Origin of the sequence: Mycolicibacterium llatzerense, from assembly GCF_000878195.1 — a bacterium.
Taxonomy (GTDB): Bacteria; Actinomycetota; Actinomycetes; order Mycobacteriales; family Mycobacteriaceae; genus Mycobacterium; species Mycobacterium llatzerense.
Map to the genome: position 1 here is coordinate 157,810 of NZ_JXST01000007.1, position 16,421 is coordinate 174,230.

The window sequence follows — 16,421 nt, forward strand, 5'->3', positions numbered from 1 at the left end:
GCTTCGCGCGTAGCATCAGCCTCAGGCCTCGCCCGAAAGTACCGGCCTGACAGGGACTGATCACATGGTGCAGCGGTACGACGTCGTCGTTGCCGGCGGAGGTCCGGCGGGATCGGCGGCTGCCTGGCAAGCCGCGCAGACCGGCGCGAGTGTGGTCGTCCTCGACAAGGCCACGTTCCCGCGCGACAAGCCGTGCGGTGACGGCCTGACCGCCCGCGGGGTCAGCTACCTGCAGAAGATGGGCCTGGCGAAACAGGTCGCCGAGTTCCACCAGATCAATCGGGTCACGGTGTTCAGCCCACACCGGTGGGAGCTGTCGTTCCCCCGCCGCCCTGGCATGCCCGACCACGGCTGCACCGTCAGCCGTACCCATTTGGACGCCCTGCTGCTCGGCCACGCCGCCGCCGCGGGCGCGGAAGTGCGCGAGGACACCGAGGTGTCGGGCGTCGAGTGCAATGACGACGGCAGGGTCACCGGGGTGGTCCTCAAGGACGGCGAGACCGTGCACGGCGACGCCGTCATCGCGGCCGACGGTGCGTACTCACCGATCAAACGGGCGCTGCATGTCGATTCGGACTACCACGGCTATTCGGCCATCGCGATTCGCGCCGAGATGCCGGCCGACCGTCCCGACTCCGACGCGCTGGAGATCTATCTCGAGCTTGTCTTCGATGGCGACCAGTTACCCGGCTACGGCTGGGTTTTCCCAATGGGCAACGACACCTTCAATATTGGGCTCGGCTACGTCAACAGCTACCGCAACTGGCAGGCCATCAACGCGACCCGGTTCCTCGGTGACTTTCTGCAGACGCTGCCGCGCGACTGGGATCTGCCGTCGATCGACGCGTTGAAGAAGAACAAGAGCGTGCGGGCCTGGCGGCTGCCGATGGGGTTCACCACGTGGCCGCCGTGGCGGCCCGGGGTCTTGTTCGCCGGCGACGCGCTGGGCGCCGGTAAACCCGCCTCCGGTGCCGGCATCTCCAAGGCGCTCGAATCCGGTTTGGCCGCAGGCGAATGCGCCATCGCTGCGCTCATGAACGGCAGTCCCGACGACTTCACCAACTACCAGCAGCGCATCGAATCCGCGTGGGGCCGCGAATACCGGCGCGGCCGCTTCTTCCACAAACTGGCCGGTATCCCGATGGTGGCCGGCGCCGGGCGCAGAGCAGTCGACAGCCGCGCCTTCCGCGATCTGTTGCTCAAGTCGCTGTACAAGAAGGCCGAGGGGCCGGCGCATACCTGAGCGTCACGCTGCCGGCCTGGCGCCCTTGCGTGACGGCGCGCGATCGGCCTTCGCACTCGCGGGCGCGTCGGATTTGGTTGTGGCCCCGGCGGAATCGCGACGACGGCCATCGGCTTTGGCGGCCGGAGCCGCAGCGTCGGCATCCTGACTTGCGTGGCCGGGGTCAGTGGATTGCTCGCGCTGTTCGCGGGGCGCCCGGGCGGGCTCGACGGAGTCTGCCGTTGGTCTCCGCAGTTTTCCGGACTTGGATGGCTTCGACGGCGTGGTGCCGGATGACTGCGGCGCAGCCTGCGACTTCACGGGCGACGTTGGCGTTGCTGTCGCCCGAGGTGAGCTGCCGCCCGCAGGCAACGACTGTGGGGCCGCCGTCGATGAGGCGGCGACCGCCGAGGCAGTGCTCGGCGCCGTTGCCGCCGACGGCTTCTGACCCCCGACGACCTGCAACAGTTTGGCCGCCGGACGAGTGATGTTCGTCAGCGCCGCAGTCAGATTCACCACCGACTGCCGAATGGCCTTGGCCAGAGGTGAGTTATCGACCGGCCGCGCCGGATGGTCCGTGGTGGGTGTCGTCGGTTCGGTGGCGTCGACGTTCGGTTGCGGCAGTGTTGGCTTGAAGCTGCCGGTGCGCAGAATGTCCAGTGACTGCTGGAGTGCTCCAGGCAGCGCCTTGATGGCGGCACTGAAGTTGGCCTGTGGCGTCGTCCAGCTGAACTCCTTGACCTGGCTGGGGTCCGCAGTCCTGTCATAGGCGCTTTCGATGAACACGCGAAGTACGGGGTCCATGGCGTCGACGAGACGCTGCGCCCCGATCACGGACGCGACAAGGCGCAGCGGCGCGAGCAGCGGCAGGCGTTGCGGGAAGGTCACGTAGGTCGTGTTGCCCACGGTGGTGGTGACCGTGTTGGAACTGCTCTTCGGTTCCAGCGCATAACCCGGGAGGACATGTTCGAACAGGATGCCCACGAGGGCGTTGGCGATGGCCAGTGGATTGAAATAGGCCGGGAAGTCGGCGAATCCGTCGTACTGATTTTGGTAGACGGTGGTCTGAAACGGGCTGTCCGACGGCCCGGGCCGTCCGAGTGGAAAGAGATCACCCAGGATCGGCACGCGATTCCATGTGGTGAAGCGCGACAGGATGCCGCCGTTCGGCTGGTACGGATCGCCGATGAGCGTGAACGCGTAGTCGCCGGCATGAGCCACATAGGCCGGGTCCTTGGCCATATCGGCGCGCGCGATCTCGGCGACCTCGGCTCCTTGGGACATGCCGAGGATCGTTATCTTCTGACCGGGCGCCTGTTTGGCGATGTCCTGCTCGAGATATCCGGCGCCGATGCGTTCGGACTGCTTCAGTGAGTGTGGCCAATAGGGCACGTCCGACAAACCAGGTAGCGCCGAGATGATCGGCCACTCGACGTTGATCTGCCCCGGGTACGGCACGACGTGGAACGAATCGCCCTGCGGGACAGTCGTTCCATAGAAGAACAACGGGATACTCAGCCCGAACGGGTCGAACGATCCCCCGACTCCGATCGTGGTGTCGACGAGCCGTATCGCGGCCTGCGACACGACCGGTGCACCCGGCGATGACACACCGACCACTGTCGCCGCGGCGATGCCGACCGCGACACCCCTCACCAAAACAGTGGCCGTCCAGTGCTGTTGTTGCGTTGAGCTAACCCCCATAGCCGCAGGACACTATTGCAATCACCCAGTTCAAACAAGACCTCTTTTTAAAAACAAGAAGTCTTGTTCAAAACCGCCCGCGATCGCTGCGCGGAAGGTATGACGGGATAGCGGTCAGCGCAACGAGGCGGCGATACCGGCCCGGACCACTGCCATGAAACCGGTCAGATTGCCGATCAGGGTGTCGATGCTCGGGTGCGAACCACCATCGGCTTCGCGGTCGTGCAGCCAGTCGGCCACCGCCTCGAACAGACCGCCCACCGTCAGGACGGCCAGCGCATGGAAGTCCACGGCGGCGCGGCCGGCACTCTCCGGGAACTCGCGACGTCGCCAAAGCTCTTCGAGAAACGTTGCAGTCCAACGTCGATTCTCGCGGCGCTGCCGCTCGACCCGTGGCGAGATGCCTGCACATTCCCCGAAAGCCACCACCGCGATCCGGGGGTCATCGACCAAGGCATGGGCGAACGCCGACAGCAGCTGCTCAACCAGCGCGTCATTGTCAGCGGTGGTGGTGTCGAGGATTTCGACAACGTGACGTTCGATCCGCTCGGCGATCTGGCTGAGCAACTCGATGTAGCAGTCTTCTTTGCTGTCGAACGTCTCGTAGAACGCCTTGTTCCCCACGAATGCGTTCTGACATATCTGCTCGATCGAGGTGTTCGCATAGCCGTCGCGGGCGAACAGCTCGAATGCGGACGCCAACAGTTGTTCCCGACGGTGGATTCGGCGCTGCTCGGCGTCGAGACCACGTATCGTCCGCGGGCTCCGCGACGTCGCGGATCGTGGCGCGGTGGTGCTCTTGCCTGTGGCCGCCGGCGGTTTGCCCATGGCCCCGGAGTGTAGTGGCGCCGCACGAACGGCGACTGCGTCAGCGCCGGCCGCGGTGCGCCTTCCCCGGCTTGCGGGCGACCTTGCCGGCCGCAGTTTTTCCGGCCGCGGCCCGGGCAGCCTGCTTCGCCAGGGTTTTTTCTCGCGCGCTGCGTTTCGGCGCCGGCTCGGCCTGCCCCCGCGATGAGCTGGCCTTGCGGCCCCGCACGATGCCGATGAACTCCTCGACCAGCTCCGGCTGCTCCCCTTCCTGGAAGGCGAGCGCGACGGGGCAGGTGGGCGCGTCGGTGATCGGACGGTACGTGAGGTCTTTGCGGTGATACAGCCGCGCCAGGGACTGCGGAACGATGAGCGCACCCAGCCCGGCGGCGACGAGTTCTATTGCGTCCTCAGTGGTTTCGGGCCGGTGATCGACTGGGTTGCCGGGCGCGTCCGCCCATGCGACGACGTGGTCGAGCGGGAGGAGGATCGGCTCGCCGTCGAGGTCCGCGGCGGCGATGTCGTCGACGGCGGTGAGCACGTGATCGGTCGGCACCACGGCCACCGTCGTCTCCTCATAGAGCGCGATGACGGCCAGTCCCGTCGTGTCCGCCGGCAGCCGGAGCAGAGCGACGTCGATGGTCCCGGCCCGCAGTGCGTCGGCCGCGTCCGCCGCGGTGACGGGGTGCAGCACCAGCGGGACCGCTGGGTGGCGGTCGGCCCAGATCCGCGCCCACTTCGCGGGCGTCCCGCCGGGGACGTACCCGAGGGTCAACGAGGGCGAACTCACGGCCATCACGCTACCCAAACGAGTGTCGGGTGGTTCGCCGTCGGCGCCGATAATTGAGGCATGACCGGACTCGGCGTCTTCACGTTCCATCTCGTCGAGATGCCTGTCACCACGACGGTGCCGCTACTGCGACGGCCGCCGCGGCCGGACCAGGTGGCGGGGCTGCACTACGCCGAGTGCCTGTCGTTGATGCGGCTCGGTGCGCCGACCGTCTCCCCCGACCGACTGCAGTTGCGGCGGCTGGCGATGTTCGCCCGCTGGGACGACGAGAGCGCGATCGACGAATTTCTGGCCGGTTCCGGCGCACGGTTCGCCACGGGCTGGCACGTCCGGATGACGTTCCTGCGACGCTGGTCCACACTGGCGGCGCTCCCCGGCCTGCCGCAAGAGGCCGATGCCTCCGACGACGACGAGCCCGTCGTCGCAGTCACCTTGGCTCGGATGCGATTGCCCGAGGTCCCCCGCTTCCTCACCTGGGGCAAGCCGGTCGAGCGGCTGGTCCGCGACCATCCGGAGGCCACCCTGGCGCTGGCCGCGATGCGCCCGCCTCGCTCGATCTCCACCTTCTCGATCTGGAGCTCGGTTCGGGCGATGACGGACATGGTGCACGGCCGCGGTGCCGCGGCAGAGGTCCTAGACCCGGCTCGACATGCCGATGCGATGGCCGAACGGCGCCGCCGCGACTTTCACCGCGAGTTCGCGACCTACCGGTTCCGTCCGCTGTCCGAGCACGGCAGTTGGGACGGACGTACCAATTACGTCCCGCGGCGTTCCAGCTTGTAGTGCAAGCGGACGGCCGGCATGTTCCACATTCGCAGCACATGATCGGTGCGGAGCACCTGCTCACCGTCGACGTAGAGGTCGAACGTCTCATGCACGGGCGCGCGCCGCGCGAAGTAGCGCCCGCGATCGCGCACCAGGACGTACGCCCCTTCGGCGCCCCACGGGCCCGCCGGTGAGGACAGTCGCAGGCCGCCGTCCGGCAGGTGCTGCGGCTGCAGGAACACCTGGACGTTGCCCTCCTCCAACGGGAACGTCACGTGCACGCTCGGCCGCTCGGCACCGGGAAGCGTTCTGCGCGAATAACATCCGCTGAACACGGTGTCACCGTTGCCGCGCAGGGTCCGAATCCAGCCGGCGGCAACCTGCTCCCCGCCGCCGTCAGTGATCACCGAAACCCGGCCGTCGATGCCCCGCGCCACATCGAGGGGTCGCATCGGCAGAGCCAGTTGTTGCACGCGCTTGCCGAACATGCGCGAAATCAGCTCACCGCCCGGCCAGAACAACGGCGACCAGCTGCTCCAGACCTCCATGCGCCATCGCGCCGTGTGCGTGTAGAAATCGTGAATCATCGGGTGGACGGCCGCGGCGTCGAACCCCGGCCCGGAAAGACCCTCGAGATCGGGTTGCAGTCCGGCGTCCGGATCGCCGTCAAGCAGGGCCCCACCGCGCCGAGCCGCTTCCTCGAGCAGCCAGCTGTTCCCGCCGCCGGCGGATCCGAGCGGCGCCTGCAGCCAGGCCTCGCCGCCATCGAGGTCGACGCCTCGTCCGGTCGTCCGCCAGAACTTGCGCGTCGCGAGATCCAGCGTCGAAAACTCCACCTCGCGGATCGTACGGGGTTGTCCCAGCGACGTACCGATAGGCTGATGCCCATGAGCAGGCCCAACGCGCAGTCCATGAAACCCGCCACCGCGGCGAAGAAGCTGGACGTCTACTTGCCCGCGACGCCTGCGGAGTTCCAGGAGAACGCGATCACCCGCGACGAGCTCGCCGCACTGCAGGCGGACCCGCCGCAGTGGCTCAAAGACCTCCGCAAGAACGGGCCGCACCCCAAGAACCTGGTGGCGGCCAAGCTCGGCATCTCGATCGCCGGCCTGACGCGCGGTGACGTTGAGAAGGCGCTGACCACCGAGCAGATCGACGCCCTGCTCGAGGAGATGCCCGACTGGCTGGTCATCGAGCGCGAGAGCTACCAGACCGTGCTGCGCGAACAACGGCGCATCAAGGCCCTGCACGCGGATCAGGCTCGCGAGGGCTGATTCGCAGCGCCCGCCGAATGGCCAGATTTCGCACGCCCTTTCGTGATTTGCGTGTCCCAACCGACCACTGGACGCCGTGGGCTGCGGTCGCGGTCTTCGGCTGGGCCGAGTGGGTGACGTGGCGGGCTTCGCGGGAGTGGCTGCCGTCCGACGCCACCGATCCCCGCCAGATCGTCGATGGCGAATACGTTCTGGTGCTGGGCAATCCGATTCCGTCGATACAGCGGTGGCGCGTTCGGATCGCGGTGCGCTCGACCGATCCTCATCGCGCCCGATTCATCTTCTCGGGCGGCGCGGTGCGCACGGGAATCGCAGAAGCGCAGATGATGGCCGACTATGCCATTGGCTCCCTGGGTGTCCCGACGGCCAACGTGGTCATCGAGGATCAGTCACGCACCACGGTCGAGAACATCGTCAACTCACTACCGCTGGTGGCCGACGGCCCTGCGATCAAGATCGCGTCGGACACATTTCATGCCCGCCGTGCTCGGCAGATTCTTCACGACCAATCACCGCAACTGGCAAAGCAATTGGTACGGGCCCGCGACTACATCCCGCTCGAATACGGGCCCGTGCACCTGGCGGCACTGGGCTTCGAGAAGTACCGACAGCGGCGCGCACGAGCAAGGCAAGGTTGGTCCGATGACTGACACACCGAACCCGCCGCTGGGCATCGCCACGTTCAACGTCAACGGGGTCCGGGCGGCACGCCGTCGCGGCTTCGACGCCTGGCTCGCCGGGCGTGGTCTCGACGTGGTGGCTCTGCAGGAGTTGCGCTGCCCGCCCGACGAAGTCGGCGCGTTCGACGGTTATCGCGCGGCAATCGACTGCGGCTCGATCCCGGGCCGCAACGGCGTCGCGATCCTGACCCGCGAGGCACCGTCGAACGTACGGACCTGGGTCTCACATCCGCCGCGCACTCGAGGCCTCGCGGCCTATGCGCACGAGGGCCGGTACCTCGAGGTCGACCTCGCGGACGCTCCACTCACGGTGGCGTGCCTCTACCTACCGAAGGGCGGCCTGCCCGCGCACCTGCAGCGCCCCGGCAATATCCGCGACGTGCCTGACGGCGGCGCCAAGTACGACCGGAAGATGCGCTTCCTCGGGGCGTTCGCGCGTGAGTTGAGCCGGAACCGCCGGGCGGCGCTCCAGGCGGGCCGCGAGTTCCTGCTGCTCGGCGACCTGAACCTGGCCCATCTCCCACACGACGTGACCAATTGGCGGCCCGCGCAGAAAATGGAGGGCTTCCTGCCTGAGGAACGCGCCTGGCTGGACGCACAGATCGGGCCGCGCACGCTCGTCGACGTGGTCCGGAAGCTGCACGGCGACCGCCCCGGGCCGCTGTCCTGGTGGAGTTGGGCCGGCGAGTCGTTCGTCAAGGACGTGGGCTGGCGGATCGATCACCACCTGGCCACGCCGCGGCTCGCGCGGACCGCCGTGTCGGTGACCGTCGACAAGGAGCCCGAACCCGGCGCGCGGCTGTCCGATCACGCGCCCGTGGTCGTGCGGTACGCCTTCCCCTGAACACCGGCCGCGCACACGATGAGTTCTGCACGGGTGGGCGGTCTACCTCTGTGACGGCCCCGCGTCCGGGCGCCGCGGACCACAGGAGTTGCCCGATGCACCCCATGCTCTTCATCAACCTGCCCGTCGCCGACGTCGCGCGCTCGCGGCAGTTCTTCACCGGCCTCGGCTATTCATTCAACGAGACCTTCAGCAGCGACAACGCCGTGACGCTGGTGCTCGGTGAAAACCAGTTCGCGATGCTGACCCAGCGCGACGTCTTCGACTCCTTGCATCCGGTCCAGACCGCTGACGCGTCGCAGAAGGAATGCGTTGTCTGTTTGGGCGTCGACAGCCGTGAATGCGTGGATGGGCTCGTGGACCGCGCCATCGCCGCCGGCGGCACGGTGGGCGACACCGACGACGAGGACTTCATGTACGGCCGCAGCTACAACGATCTCGACGGCCACTCCTGGCAGATCTTCTGCATGACACCCGTGGCCGCGGGGGTGTCCGAATAGAAACAGGCCATGGGTGCGGACCGTCGGCGCGGGCAGCACAACCCTGAGCGAAACGCGCAAAAGCCCGACTAATACGTACAAGCTCGCATTGTGATGCCGGTTACAGCGACCCTTCTGAGATTGCTCCAGCCACACCCTCAGGAGATAGCTGATGTTGGTTGTTCTCGGCCTGACCATGGTCGCCGCGTTCATGGTCGTCATCATGACCAAGCGCGCCACGCCCATCGTGGCGTTGATCGCGGTTCCGGTGACCTTCGGTCTGCTGGCTGGGACGGGCACCGGGATCGGGATCGGGAAGATGATCACCGACGGCATCAAGGACCTGGCGCCCACGGCCGCGATGCTGTTCTTCGCGATCGTGTTCTTCGGGATCATGATCGATGTCGGACTGTTCGATCCGGTCGTGCGCACCGTGATCCGAATGGTGGATCACGATCCGGCGCGACTGGTGATCGGCACCGCGGTGCTGGCGGCGGTTGTCTCGCTCGACGGTGACGGTTCGACCACCTACATCGTCACGGTCTCGGCGCTACTCCCCCTGTATCTGAAGCTGGGTGTGAGCCCGGTGGTGCTCACCGTGGTTGCCGGGTTGGCCAACGGCACCATGAACATCCTGCCGTGGGGCGGCCCGACTGCGCGCGCGGCGGCCGCACTGAAGATCTCTCCGTCCGAGGTGTTCGTCCCGATGATCCCGTCGCTGATCGCCGGCATGTTCATCGTGCTGGTCTTCGCGTGGCACCTGGGACTGATGGAGCGCAAACGGATCGGCTCGATCGTGGTTCGCGAGCGGGTCCTGGCCGGCGCCGGTGGCGGCCTGGAACCAGCGGGCCGCAGCGTCGGCGACGCATTCGAGGGTGCCGCCGACGACTCGGGCGCCGTCTCCGGCGAGTTCGCCCGACCGAAGCTGCTGTGGTTCAACGCGGCAGTCACCGTCACTCTGCTCGCGGTGCTCACCATGGACATCCTGCCGATCCCGGTGCTATTCATGATCGCCGCCGCGGTGGCCCTCATGGTGAACTTCCCGCAGGTGGCCGAGCAACAGGCAGCGATCACCCGGCATTCGTCGTCGATCGTGTCGGTAGTGGGCATGGTGCTCGCCGCAGCTGTGCTGACCGGAGTATTCAAGGGCACCGGCATGGTGGAGGCGGTGGCCACCTGGGTCACCGGCATCATCCCTGAGTCGATGGGTCCGCACCTCGGCGTGATCACCGGTGTGCTGTCCATCCCGTTCACGTTCCTGATGTCCAACGACGCCTTCTACTTCGGCGTCCTGCCGGTGCTCTCGGAGACCGCGAGTCACTACGGGATCAGCGCAGCCGAGATGGCACGGGCCTCGATCACCGGGCAGACGTTCCATATGCAAAGCCCGCTCGTCCCGGCGATCCTGCTACTGGTCGCGCTCGCCGGCGTGGGGCTGGCCGATCATCACAAGAAGGTGTTGTGGCGCGCGGCGGTGGTCTCGCTGACCATGCTGGTGGTGGGCGTCGCACTCGGCCAGATACCGCTCTGACGCGCCGATCCGCGGCCGAGCCGTCGTCGGCGGGGATAGCCTCGACCATCATGCCGAGGATCCGATTACGCACGCAGATCCTGATCCTGCAGATGGTGATCGTGACCGCCAGCCTGGCCGCCGGTTTCGGCATCATCATCCACCGCACCGATACGCAGACCCGAACCGAATTTGCGCGCCGCGCCGAGGCCATCGCGGAGACAGTGGCCTCGGATCAGGAGGTCCGGGCCGGTGCTGCCGCCCAATCCGCCGCGCGTCGGGCCGGGCACCCCGCCTCCGCCGCCGAGTTGGCTGCCGCCCCGCTGCAGCAGCAGGCCGCGGCCATCACCGCTCGTACCGGGGTGCTGTTCGTGGTCATCGCCGACGACGCCGGCTATCGCATCGCACATCCCGACGCGACGCTGCTGGATCGGCCCCTGAGCACCGATCCGTCCGCCGTACTCGGTGGCGAGGCCGAACTGACCGTGCAGCAGGGCACGCTCGGCGATTCGGTCCGCGCGAAGGCACCGATCCGCGGTCCGGACGGCACCGTCGTTGGCCTGGTCAGTGTCGGAGTGCCGATGGATACAGTGAATCGGGCCACCCACCGCACGTTGGTGCTCCTGATCACGTTGGTGGCGATTGCGCTGACAGTGGGGGCTATCGGCTCGGCTCTGTTGACCAGACGGTGGCGCCGCCTCACCTTGAGCCTGGAACCCGAAGAGATGGCCGAGCTGATCCGCGAGCAGGACGCGGTCCTGCATTCGGGCGCGGAGGGAGTCATCGCGATCGACGCGGAAGGCATCGCCCGGGTGATCAACGAGCGCGCGCGGGAGTTGCTCGGGATCACCGCCGCGCCGGGGACGCCGCTAAGCGATCTGGGCCTGACCCCCCGCGTATCCGCGATCGCGGCGGAGCCGACGACTGCGCCGGTGGCCGCGGCCGTCAACGAACGTGTGGTGCTGGTGTCGTCCCGGCGGGTGCACCGCGACGGTACCGATCTGGGCACGGTGCTGACCGCCGTGGACCGCACAGACATCGAGGCGCTCACCCGGGAGCTGGACTCGGTGCAAGCGATGAGCTCGGCGTTGCGGGCACAGCGCCACGAGTCGGCGAACCGCCTGCACGTGGTGGCGGGCCTGCTCCGCGACGACCGGACCGCCGAGGCGCTGAGGTACCTGGACGAGATCACCGGGCAAGCCGGCGTGGCCCCGGTGCCGGGGCTCGAACGCCTCGACGAGCCGCATCTGCGGGCGTTCGTCGGCGCGAAGGCGGCGCATGCACACGAGCGCGGCGTCGTGCTGCGGGTGGGCGAAGAGACGGCACTGGTCGGCACGCTCGCCCACCCGGTGGATACCACGACGGTGGTCGGGAACCTGCTCGACAACGCGATCGACGCGGCGGCCGATACCTCGCATGCGCAGCCTCCGGTCGTGGAGCTCGATCTGCTGCGCGACGGGCACGATCTGGTGATCGTGGTGACCGATACCGGCGCCGGATTCACCGTCGACGACCCGTTTCTGGATGGGGTTACCACTCGACTCGACCCGACGGTGCCGGGCGGCCGCGGTATGGGCCTGACCATCGCGCGGCAAGTGGCGCGTGGGCACGGCGGGGACGTCGTCGTCGCTGTGCGCGGCGGCGGGGGGACCGACGGCGAACCGACCACAGTGCTGGCCACGATTCCGGGAGGTGTTCTGAGCGATGACGCGTGACCTGCGAATCCTGGTGGTGGACGACGACTTTCGGGTCGCCGCGCTGCACGCCTCGGTGGTGGACTCGATGGTCGGATTGGTCACGGTCGGCTCGGCGCGGACCGTCGCAGAAGCCACGGCGATCGTGGCCCGCGCCGACGCCGCGCAGGCACCGGTGGACCTGGCGCTGGTAGATGTCTACCTACCGGACGGCTCCGGCATCGACCTGGTGCGTAGCTTGCACTGCGACGCGTTCATCCTGGGTGCCGCGGACGATGCGGCGAACATCCGGGCCGGGTTCGCCGCGGGCGCCCTGCAATATCTCATCAAGCCGTTTCCGAATACAGAGTTGGCGCGGCGCCTCGCCGCCTACACGGCGTATCGACGGATCCTTGAGGGTCCACACCTGACTCAGGAGCAGGTGGACTCGGCGGCCTCGCTGCTGCGGTCCGAGCGGCCGACCGCCAAGAAGGACGATGGCGCCTCACTGACCGAGCGCCTGATCGTGGACGCGCTGCGCGAGGCGGGCGAACCACTGCTGGCGGACGAGATCGCGCAACTGGTGGGAATCTCCCCGGCTACCGCGCGGCGCTACCTCGCGGATCTGGTGCGGGCCGGCACCCTCACGATGGGCCTGCAGTATGGCTCCACCGGCCGCCCTCGCCAGCGCTACTCCCCTGCGTGAGCAGGTGACTGGCCTTCAGCCCTGATCCCGTGAGTACCGCCACGATCGTGTCTGCGGCGTTGAGCTCGCCGGCTGCCCGTAGCCGGCGCAGCGCCGGCAAGACCTGCGCGCTGGTGGGTTCAACGAACAGCCCGGTGCGGGCGAATTCACCCACCGCAGGCAGCAATTCGTCCTCAGGGACCGCGACAGCCGTCCCACCGGTATCCCGGATCGCTTGCAGGACTTCACGATCCCGCACCGGCTTCGCGATGGCTGTGCCCTCGGCGAGGGTCGTCGACCATTGCTGTTCGGCGACCTCGTCGTGCCCCTGCTCGATGGCCGTGACCAGCGGGCAGCAATTCTGCGGCTGGCTGACGAGGATTCGCGGCATTCGGTCTATTTCGCCGGCTCGGTACAGTTCACCGAATCCGACAGCACAGCCGAGGACCAGACTGCCGGCGCCGGCAGGAACGAGAACCGCGGTGGGAGCGCGGAATCCGAGGTCCTCCCAGATCTCATAGGCGATGAGTTTGATGCCTTGCAGGAAGTACGGGTGCCAATTATGGCTTGCGTAGAAACATGTTTCGGCCCGGCGCACGGCCTCGTCCGCCACTTCCTGCCGGGTACCCGAGACCAATTCGATGTTGGCACCGTGCAGTCGGCTCTGCACAATCTTGTTCGGTGAGGTAGCAGCGGGCACAAGGATATGAGCTTCGATGCCCGCCGCCGCACAGTACGCGGCGACGGAAGATCCCCCGTTGCCGCTGGAATCCTCGAGTGCCCGGCCGATCCCCTGCTGACGTAGGGCAGTCGTCATCACGGCAACGCCGCGATCCTTGAAACTGCCGGTGGGGTTCATCGACTCGACTTTCAGGCCGACGTCGATGCCGTCGAAGGTCCGGGTGATCAACGGTGTCCGCCCCTCACCCAGGGTCACCGGTTCGATGTGCGCCAAAGGATTTGGCAGAGCCGCGCGATAGCGCCACTGGGAGTTGACCGCGGTGTCGATCTGCTCGCGGCCGATGCCCGGCAGCGCTTCGAAGACCAGCGGGCTGCCGTCATCACCGCGCCATCGAGGTTGGTCAGCGGGGTAACGATGGCCGCTGCGGTCGACGAGACTCGGTCCGACCGTGTTCACTGGCACCACCTTCTGCGCGCTGCCGATCTGACGCAAATGCCCCCCAAAACCGTTGTCTTGGAGGACATTTGCGTCTGCTCGAGCTCAGAACGTCACAACATGCAGCTGACGCAATTCTCCACCTCAGTGCCTTCCAGAGCCATCTGACGCAGTCGGATGTAGTACAGCGTCTTGATGCCCTTGCGCCAGGCGTAGATCTGCGCCTTGTTGACGTCGCGGGTGCTGGCGGTGTCCTTGAAGAACAGCGTCAACGAAAGCCCTTGGTCCACATGCTGAGTGGCGGCGGCGTACGTGTCGATGATCTTCTCGTAGCCGATCTCGTACGCGTCCTGGTAGTACTCCAGGTTGTCGTTGGTGAGGTACGGCGCCGGGTAGTAGACGCGGCCGATCTTGCCTTCCTTGCGGATCTCGATCTTCGACGCGACCGGGTGGATCGAGCTCGTCGAGTGGTTGATGTACGAGATCGAGCCCGTTGGCGGAACGGCCTGCAGGTTCTGGTTGTAGATGCCGTGCGCCTGCACGGACTCCTTCAACGAACGCCAATCGTCCTGCGTCGGAATGTGAATGCCGGCGTCGGCGAAGAGCTGGCGCACCTTGTCGGTCTTCGGCTCCCACGCCTGCTCGGTGTACTTGTCGAAGAACTCACCCGAGGCGTACTTCGACTTCTCGAAACCACCGAACTTCGAACCGCGTTCGATCGCAATGCGATTCGAGGCACGCAGTGCGTGGAACAGCACCGTGTAGAAGTAGATGTTGGTGAAGTCGATGCCCTCGTCGGAGCCGTAGTAAATCTGCTCGCGGGCCAGGTAGCCGTGCAGGTTCATCTGACCCAGGCCGATGGCGTGAGAGTCGTTGTTGCCCTGCTCGATCGATGGCACCGACCAGATGTGGGTCTGATCCGACACCGCGGTGAGCGCCCGGATCGACACCTCGATGGTCTGCGCGAAGTCCGGCGAATCCATGGCCTTCGCGATGTTCAGCGAGCCCAGGTTGCACGAGATGTCCTTGCCCACCTTGGCGTAGGACAGGTCCTCGTTGAACTCCGACGGGGTGGAGACCTGCAGGATCTCCGAGCACAGGTTGGAGTGGGTGATCTTGCCGGCGATCGGGTTCGCCCGGTTCACTGTGTCCTCGTACATGATGTACGGGTAGCCCGACTCGAACTGCAGCTCGGCGAGGGTCTGGAAGAACTCGCGGGCCTTGATCTTGGTCTTCCGGATGGCGCCGTTGTCGACCATCTCGTAGTACTTCTCGGTGACGTTGACGTCGGCGAACGGCACCCCGTAGACCTTCTCCACGTCGTACGGCGAGAAGAGGTACATGTCCTCGTTCTTCTTCGCCAGCTCGAACGTGATGTCCGGGATGACGACACCCAGCGAGAGGGTCTTGATCCGGATCTTCTCGTCGGCGTTCTCGCGCTTGGTGTCGAGGAAGCGGTAGATGTCGGGATGGTGCGCGTGCAGGTACACCGCACCCGCGCCCTGACGGGCACCGAGCTGGTTGGCGTAGGAGAACGAGTCCTCCAGCAGCTTCATGATCGGGATGACGCCCGAGGACTGGTTCTCGATGTTCTTGATCGGCGCGCCGTGCTCGCGAATGTTGCTGAGCAGCAACGCAACTCCGCCGCCGCGCTTGGACAGCTGCAGCGCCGAGTTGATGGAGCGGCCGATGGACTCCATGTTGTCCTCGATGCGCAGCAGGAAGCACGACACGGGCTCGCCGCGCTGCTTCTTGCCCGAGTTGAGGAACGTCGGGGTGGCCGGCTGGAATCGGCCGTCGATGATCTCGTCGACCAGCTTCTCGGCCAGCTCGGTGTCACCGGCGGCCAGCGTGAGGGCCACCATGACCACGCGGTCCTCGAAGCGCTCCAGGTAGCGCTTGCCGTCGAAGGTCTTCAGCGTGTAGCTGGTGTAGTACTTGAACGCACCCAAAAACGTTGGGAAACGGAACTTCTTGGCGAAGGCCCGGTCCAGCAGCTCTTTGACGAAGTTGCGGCTGTACTGGTCGAGCACCTCGCGCTCGTAGTACTCCTTCTCGATCAGGTAATCGAGCTTCTCATCCTGGCTGTGGAAGAACACCGTGTTCTGGTTCACGTGCTGCAGGAAGTACTCCCGCGCCGCGAGCGCATCCTTGTCGAACTGGATCTTGCCGTCCGCGTCGTACAGGTTGAGCATCGCGTTGAGAGCGTGGTAGTCGCTCTCACCGGGCAGCGCGTGCGTGGTGGCGGCTACCGGTTCTGCAGCTGTGACGGTTGGTGGCACGAGAGTTCCTTCCAGAAGTCTTCCAGACCCTCACGAACGGCAGTGACGTCGTCCGGGGTTCCCATGAGTTCAAGGCGGTAGAGGTACGGAACACCGCACTTACGGGAGACCACATTGCCCGCGTAGGCGAATTCAGCACCAAAGTTGTTGTTGCCCGCGGCAATAACGCCGCGGATCAACGACCTGTTGTTTTCATTGTTGAGGAAAGCGATGACCTGCTTCGGTACGTAACCACCGTCGTTGATGTCCGGGGTGGCCCGCCCGCCGCCGTAGGTCGGCAGCACCAGGACGTAGGGTTCGTCGACCTCGATGCGGCCATGCAGGGGGATGCGAGTGGCCGGGACGCCAAGCTTCTGGACGAAGCGGTGGGTGTTCTCCGACACGCTGGAGAAGTAGACGAGATTGCTCACTGTTCCTTCTCCTCCCCCGGTTGGTTGGTTGCTAGGCGGTGACCGCCACGGTGACTGGCGGACGGTCTATATTCGTGTGTGCTGTATTCGGCACTGTTCTCCTTCATTTCATCGGGCCTGCTGGCGTGCGAGTAGATATTCGGATTGGTCTTGTTGACCGAACTTGGCCCACATCGTGG

General features: G+C 66.2%; 17 protein-coding genes. 9 read left to right on the top strand and 8 right to left on the bottom strand.

All coding sequences use genetic code 11. The annotated features are described in order from the left end of the window. Window positions 1–46: 46 nt before the first annotated feature. On the top strand, window positions 47–1,243 hold the full coding sequence (locus tag TL10_RS07255) for an NAD(P)/FAD-dependent oxidoreductase (protein WP_479724571.1): 1,197 nt from the start codon (window positions 47–49) through the stop codon (window positions 1,241–1,243). 3 nt (window positions 1,244–1,246) lie between these two features. Here the strand turns inward: TL10_RS07255 and TL10_RS07260 are convergent, their stop codons facing one another. From TL10_RS07260 to TL10_RS07270, 3 genes are all read right to left on the bottom strand, one after another. Beyond that, window positions 1,247–2,878, bottom strand: a complete 1,632-nt coding sequence (locus TL10_RS07260; protein ID WP_234711393.1) for a PE-PPE domain-containing protein — start codon at window positions 2,876–2,878, stop codon at window positions 1,247–1,249. Window positions 2,879–3,040: 162 nt separating this feature from the next. After that, window positions 3,041–3,754, bottom strand: a complete 714-nt coding sequence (locus tag TL10_RS07265; RefSeq protein WP_043985113.1) for a TetR/AcrR family transcriptional regulator — start codon at window positions 3,752–3,754, stop codon at window positions 3,041–3,043. Window positions 3,755–3,794: 40 nt separating this feature from the next. Then, window positions 3,795–4,523, bottom strand: coding sequence for a LysR family substrate-binding domain-containing protein (locus tag TL10_RS07270; protein ID WP_043985140.1), 729 nt, complete (start codon window positions 4,521–4,523; stop codon window positions 3,795–3,797). Between the two features lie 60 nt (window positions 4,524–4,583). Here TL10_RS07270 and TL10_RS07275 point away from each other — a divergent pair, with 60 nt between their 5' ends. Continuing rightward, the gene (locus TL10_RS07275; RefSeq protein WP_043985114.1) at window positions 4,584–5,306 is read left to right on the top strand and encodes a hypothetical protein; all 723 of its coding nucleotides are present in this window, start codon (window positions 4,584–4,586) and stop codon (window positions 5,304–5,306) included. On the opposite strand, the gene TL10_RS07280 is transcribed toward TL10_RS07275, so the two are convergent. After that, complete coding sequence (locus TL10_RS07280; protein WP_052506329.1) at window positions 5,279–6,124, bottom strand: hypothetical protein; 846 nt, start codon at window positions 6,122–6,124, stop codon at window positions 5,279–5,281. The two genes, TL10_RS07275 and TL10_RS07280, sit on opposite strands and share 28 nt — an antisense overlap. Window positions 6,125–6,175: 51 nt before the next feature. Between TL10_RS07280 and TL10_RS07285 the strand changes: the two genes are divergently transcribed. From TL10_RS07285 to TL10_RS07315, 7 genes are all read left to right on the top strand, one after another. After that, on the top strand, window positions 6,176–6,562 hold the full coding sequence (locus tag TL10_RS07285; protein WP_043985142.1) for a DUF5997 family protein: 387 nt from the start codon (window positions 6,176–6,178) through the stop codon (window positions 6,560–6,562). A 47-nt stretch (window positions 6,563–6,609) separates the two neighbouring features. Continuing rightward, a complete protein-coding gene (locus TL10_RS07290; protein WP_043985143.1) occupies window positions 6,610–7,212 on the top strand; it encodes a YdcF family protein in 603 nt (200 codons plus the stop codon). After that, window positions 7,205–8,086, top strand: coding sequence for an exodeoxyribonuclease III (locus TL10_RS07295; protein WP_043395150.1), 882 nt, complete (start codon window positions 7,205–7,207; stop codon window positions 8,084–8,086). The genes TL10_RS07290 and TL10_RS07295 overlap by 8 nt, the downstream gene beginning before the upstream one ends. Window positions 8,087–8,181: 95 nt before the next feature. Then, on the top strand, window positions 8,182–8,586 hold the full coding sequence (locus TL10_RS07300; RefSeq protein WP_043985115.1) for a VOC family protein: 405 nt from the start codon (window positions 8,182–8,184) through the stop codon (window positions 8,584–8,586). 151 nt (window positions 8,587–8,737) lie between these two features. Continuing rightward, window positions 8,738–10,096, top strand: a complete 1,359-nt coding sequence (locus tag TL10_RS07305; protein ID WP_043985116.1) for a CitMHS family transporter — start codon at window positions 8,738–8,740, stop codon at window positions 10,094–10,096. A 50-nt stretch (window positions 10,097–10,146) separates the two neighbouring features. Next, window positions 10,147–11,790, top strand: a complete 1,644-nt coding sequence (locus TL10_RS07310) for a sensor histidine kinase (RefSeq protein WP_052506331.1) — start codon at window positions 10,147–10,149, stop codon at window positions 11,788–11,790. Further along, a complete protein-coding gene (locus TL10_RS07315) occupies window positions 11,780–12,454 on the top strand; it encodes a response regulator (protein ID WP_043395145.1) in 675 nt (224 codons plus the stop codon). Before TL10_RS07310 ends, TL10_RS07315 begins: the two co-directional genes overlap by 11 nt. Here TL10_RS07315 and TL10_RS07320 read toward each other — a convergent pair. The 4 genes from TL10_RS07320 to TL10_RS31645 form a co-directional block, all read right to left on the bottom strand. After that, window positions 12,393–13,571 (bottom strand): threonine synthase, encoded by a 1,179-nt coding sequence (locus TL10_RS07320; RefSeq protein WP_043985117.1) that lies wholly within the window; start codon window positions 13,569–13,571, stop codon window positions 12,393–12,395. The genes TL10_RS07315 and TL10_RS07320 overlap by 62 nt on opposite strands. A 92-nt stretch (window positions 13,572–13,663) precedes the next feature. Continuing rightward, on the bottom strand, window positions 13,664–15,832 hold the full coding sequence (gene nrdE, locus TL10_RS07325; RefSeq protein ID WP_082067873.1) for a class 1b ribonucleoside-diphosphate reductase subunit alpha: 2,169 nt from the start codon (window positions 15,830–15,832) through the stop codon (window positions 13,664–13,666). Further along, window positions 15,799–16,242, bottom strand: a complete 444-nt coding sequence (gene nrdI / locus TL10_RS07330) for a class Ib ribonucleoside-diphosphate reductase assembly flavoprotein NrdI (protein ID WP_043985119.1) — start codon at window positions 16,240–16,242, stop codon at window positions 15,799–15,801. Before nrdI ends, nrdE begins: the two co-directional genes overlap by 34 nt. Then, the coding region (locus TL10_RS31645) for a hypothetical protein (protein ID WP_234711394.1) at window positions 16,239–16,421 on the bottom strand (183 nt) is incomplete at its 5' end. The genes TL10_RS31645 and nrdI, both read right to left, overlap by 4 nt.

Bases quoted from the DNA above. Each gene is read 5' to 3' on its own strand.
- TL10_RS07265 (WP_043985113.1), bottom strand. From the start codon at position 3,754: ATGGGCAAACCGCCGGCGGCCACAGGCAAGAGCACCACCGCGCCACGA.
- TL10_RS07275 (WP_043985114.1), top strand. From the start codon at position 4,584: ATGACCGGACTCGGCGTCTTCACGTTCCATCTCGTCGAGATGCCTGTC.
- TL10_RS07285 (WP_043985142.1), top strand. From the start codon at position 6,176: ATGAGCAGGCCCAACGCGCAGTCCATGAAACCCGCCACCGCGGCGAAG.
- TL10_RS07295 (WP_043395150.1), top strand. From the start codon at position 7,205: ATGACTGACACACCGAACCCGCCGCTGGGCATCGCCACGTTCAACGTC.
- TL10_RS07300 (WP_043985115.1), top strand. From the start codon at position 8,182: ATGCACCCCATGCTCTTCATCAACCTGCCCGTCGCCGACGTCGCGCGC.
- TL10_RS07305 (WP_043985116.1), top strand. From the start codon at position 8,738: ATGTTGGTTGTTCTCGGCCTGACCATGGTCGCCGCGTTCATGGTCGTC.
- TL10_RS07310 (WP_052506331.1), top strand. From the start codon at position 10,147: ATGCCGAGGATCCGATTACGCACGCAGATCCTGATCCTGCAGATGGTG.
- TL10_RS07315 (WP_043395145.1), top strand. From the start codon at position 11,780: ATGACGCGTGACCTGCGAATCCTGGTGGTGGACGACGACTTTCGGGTC.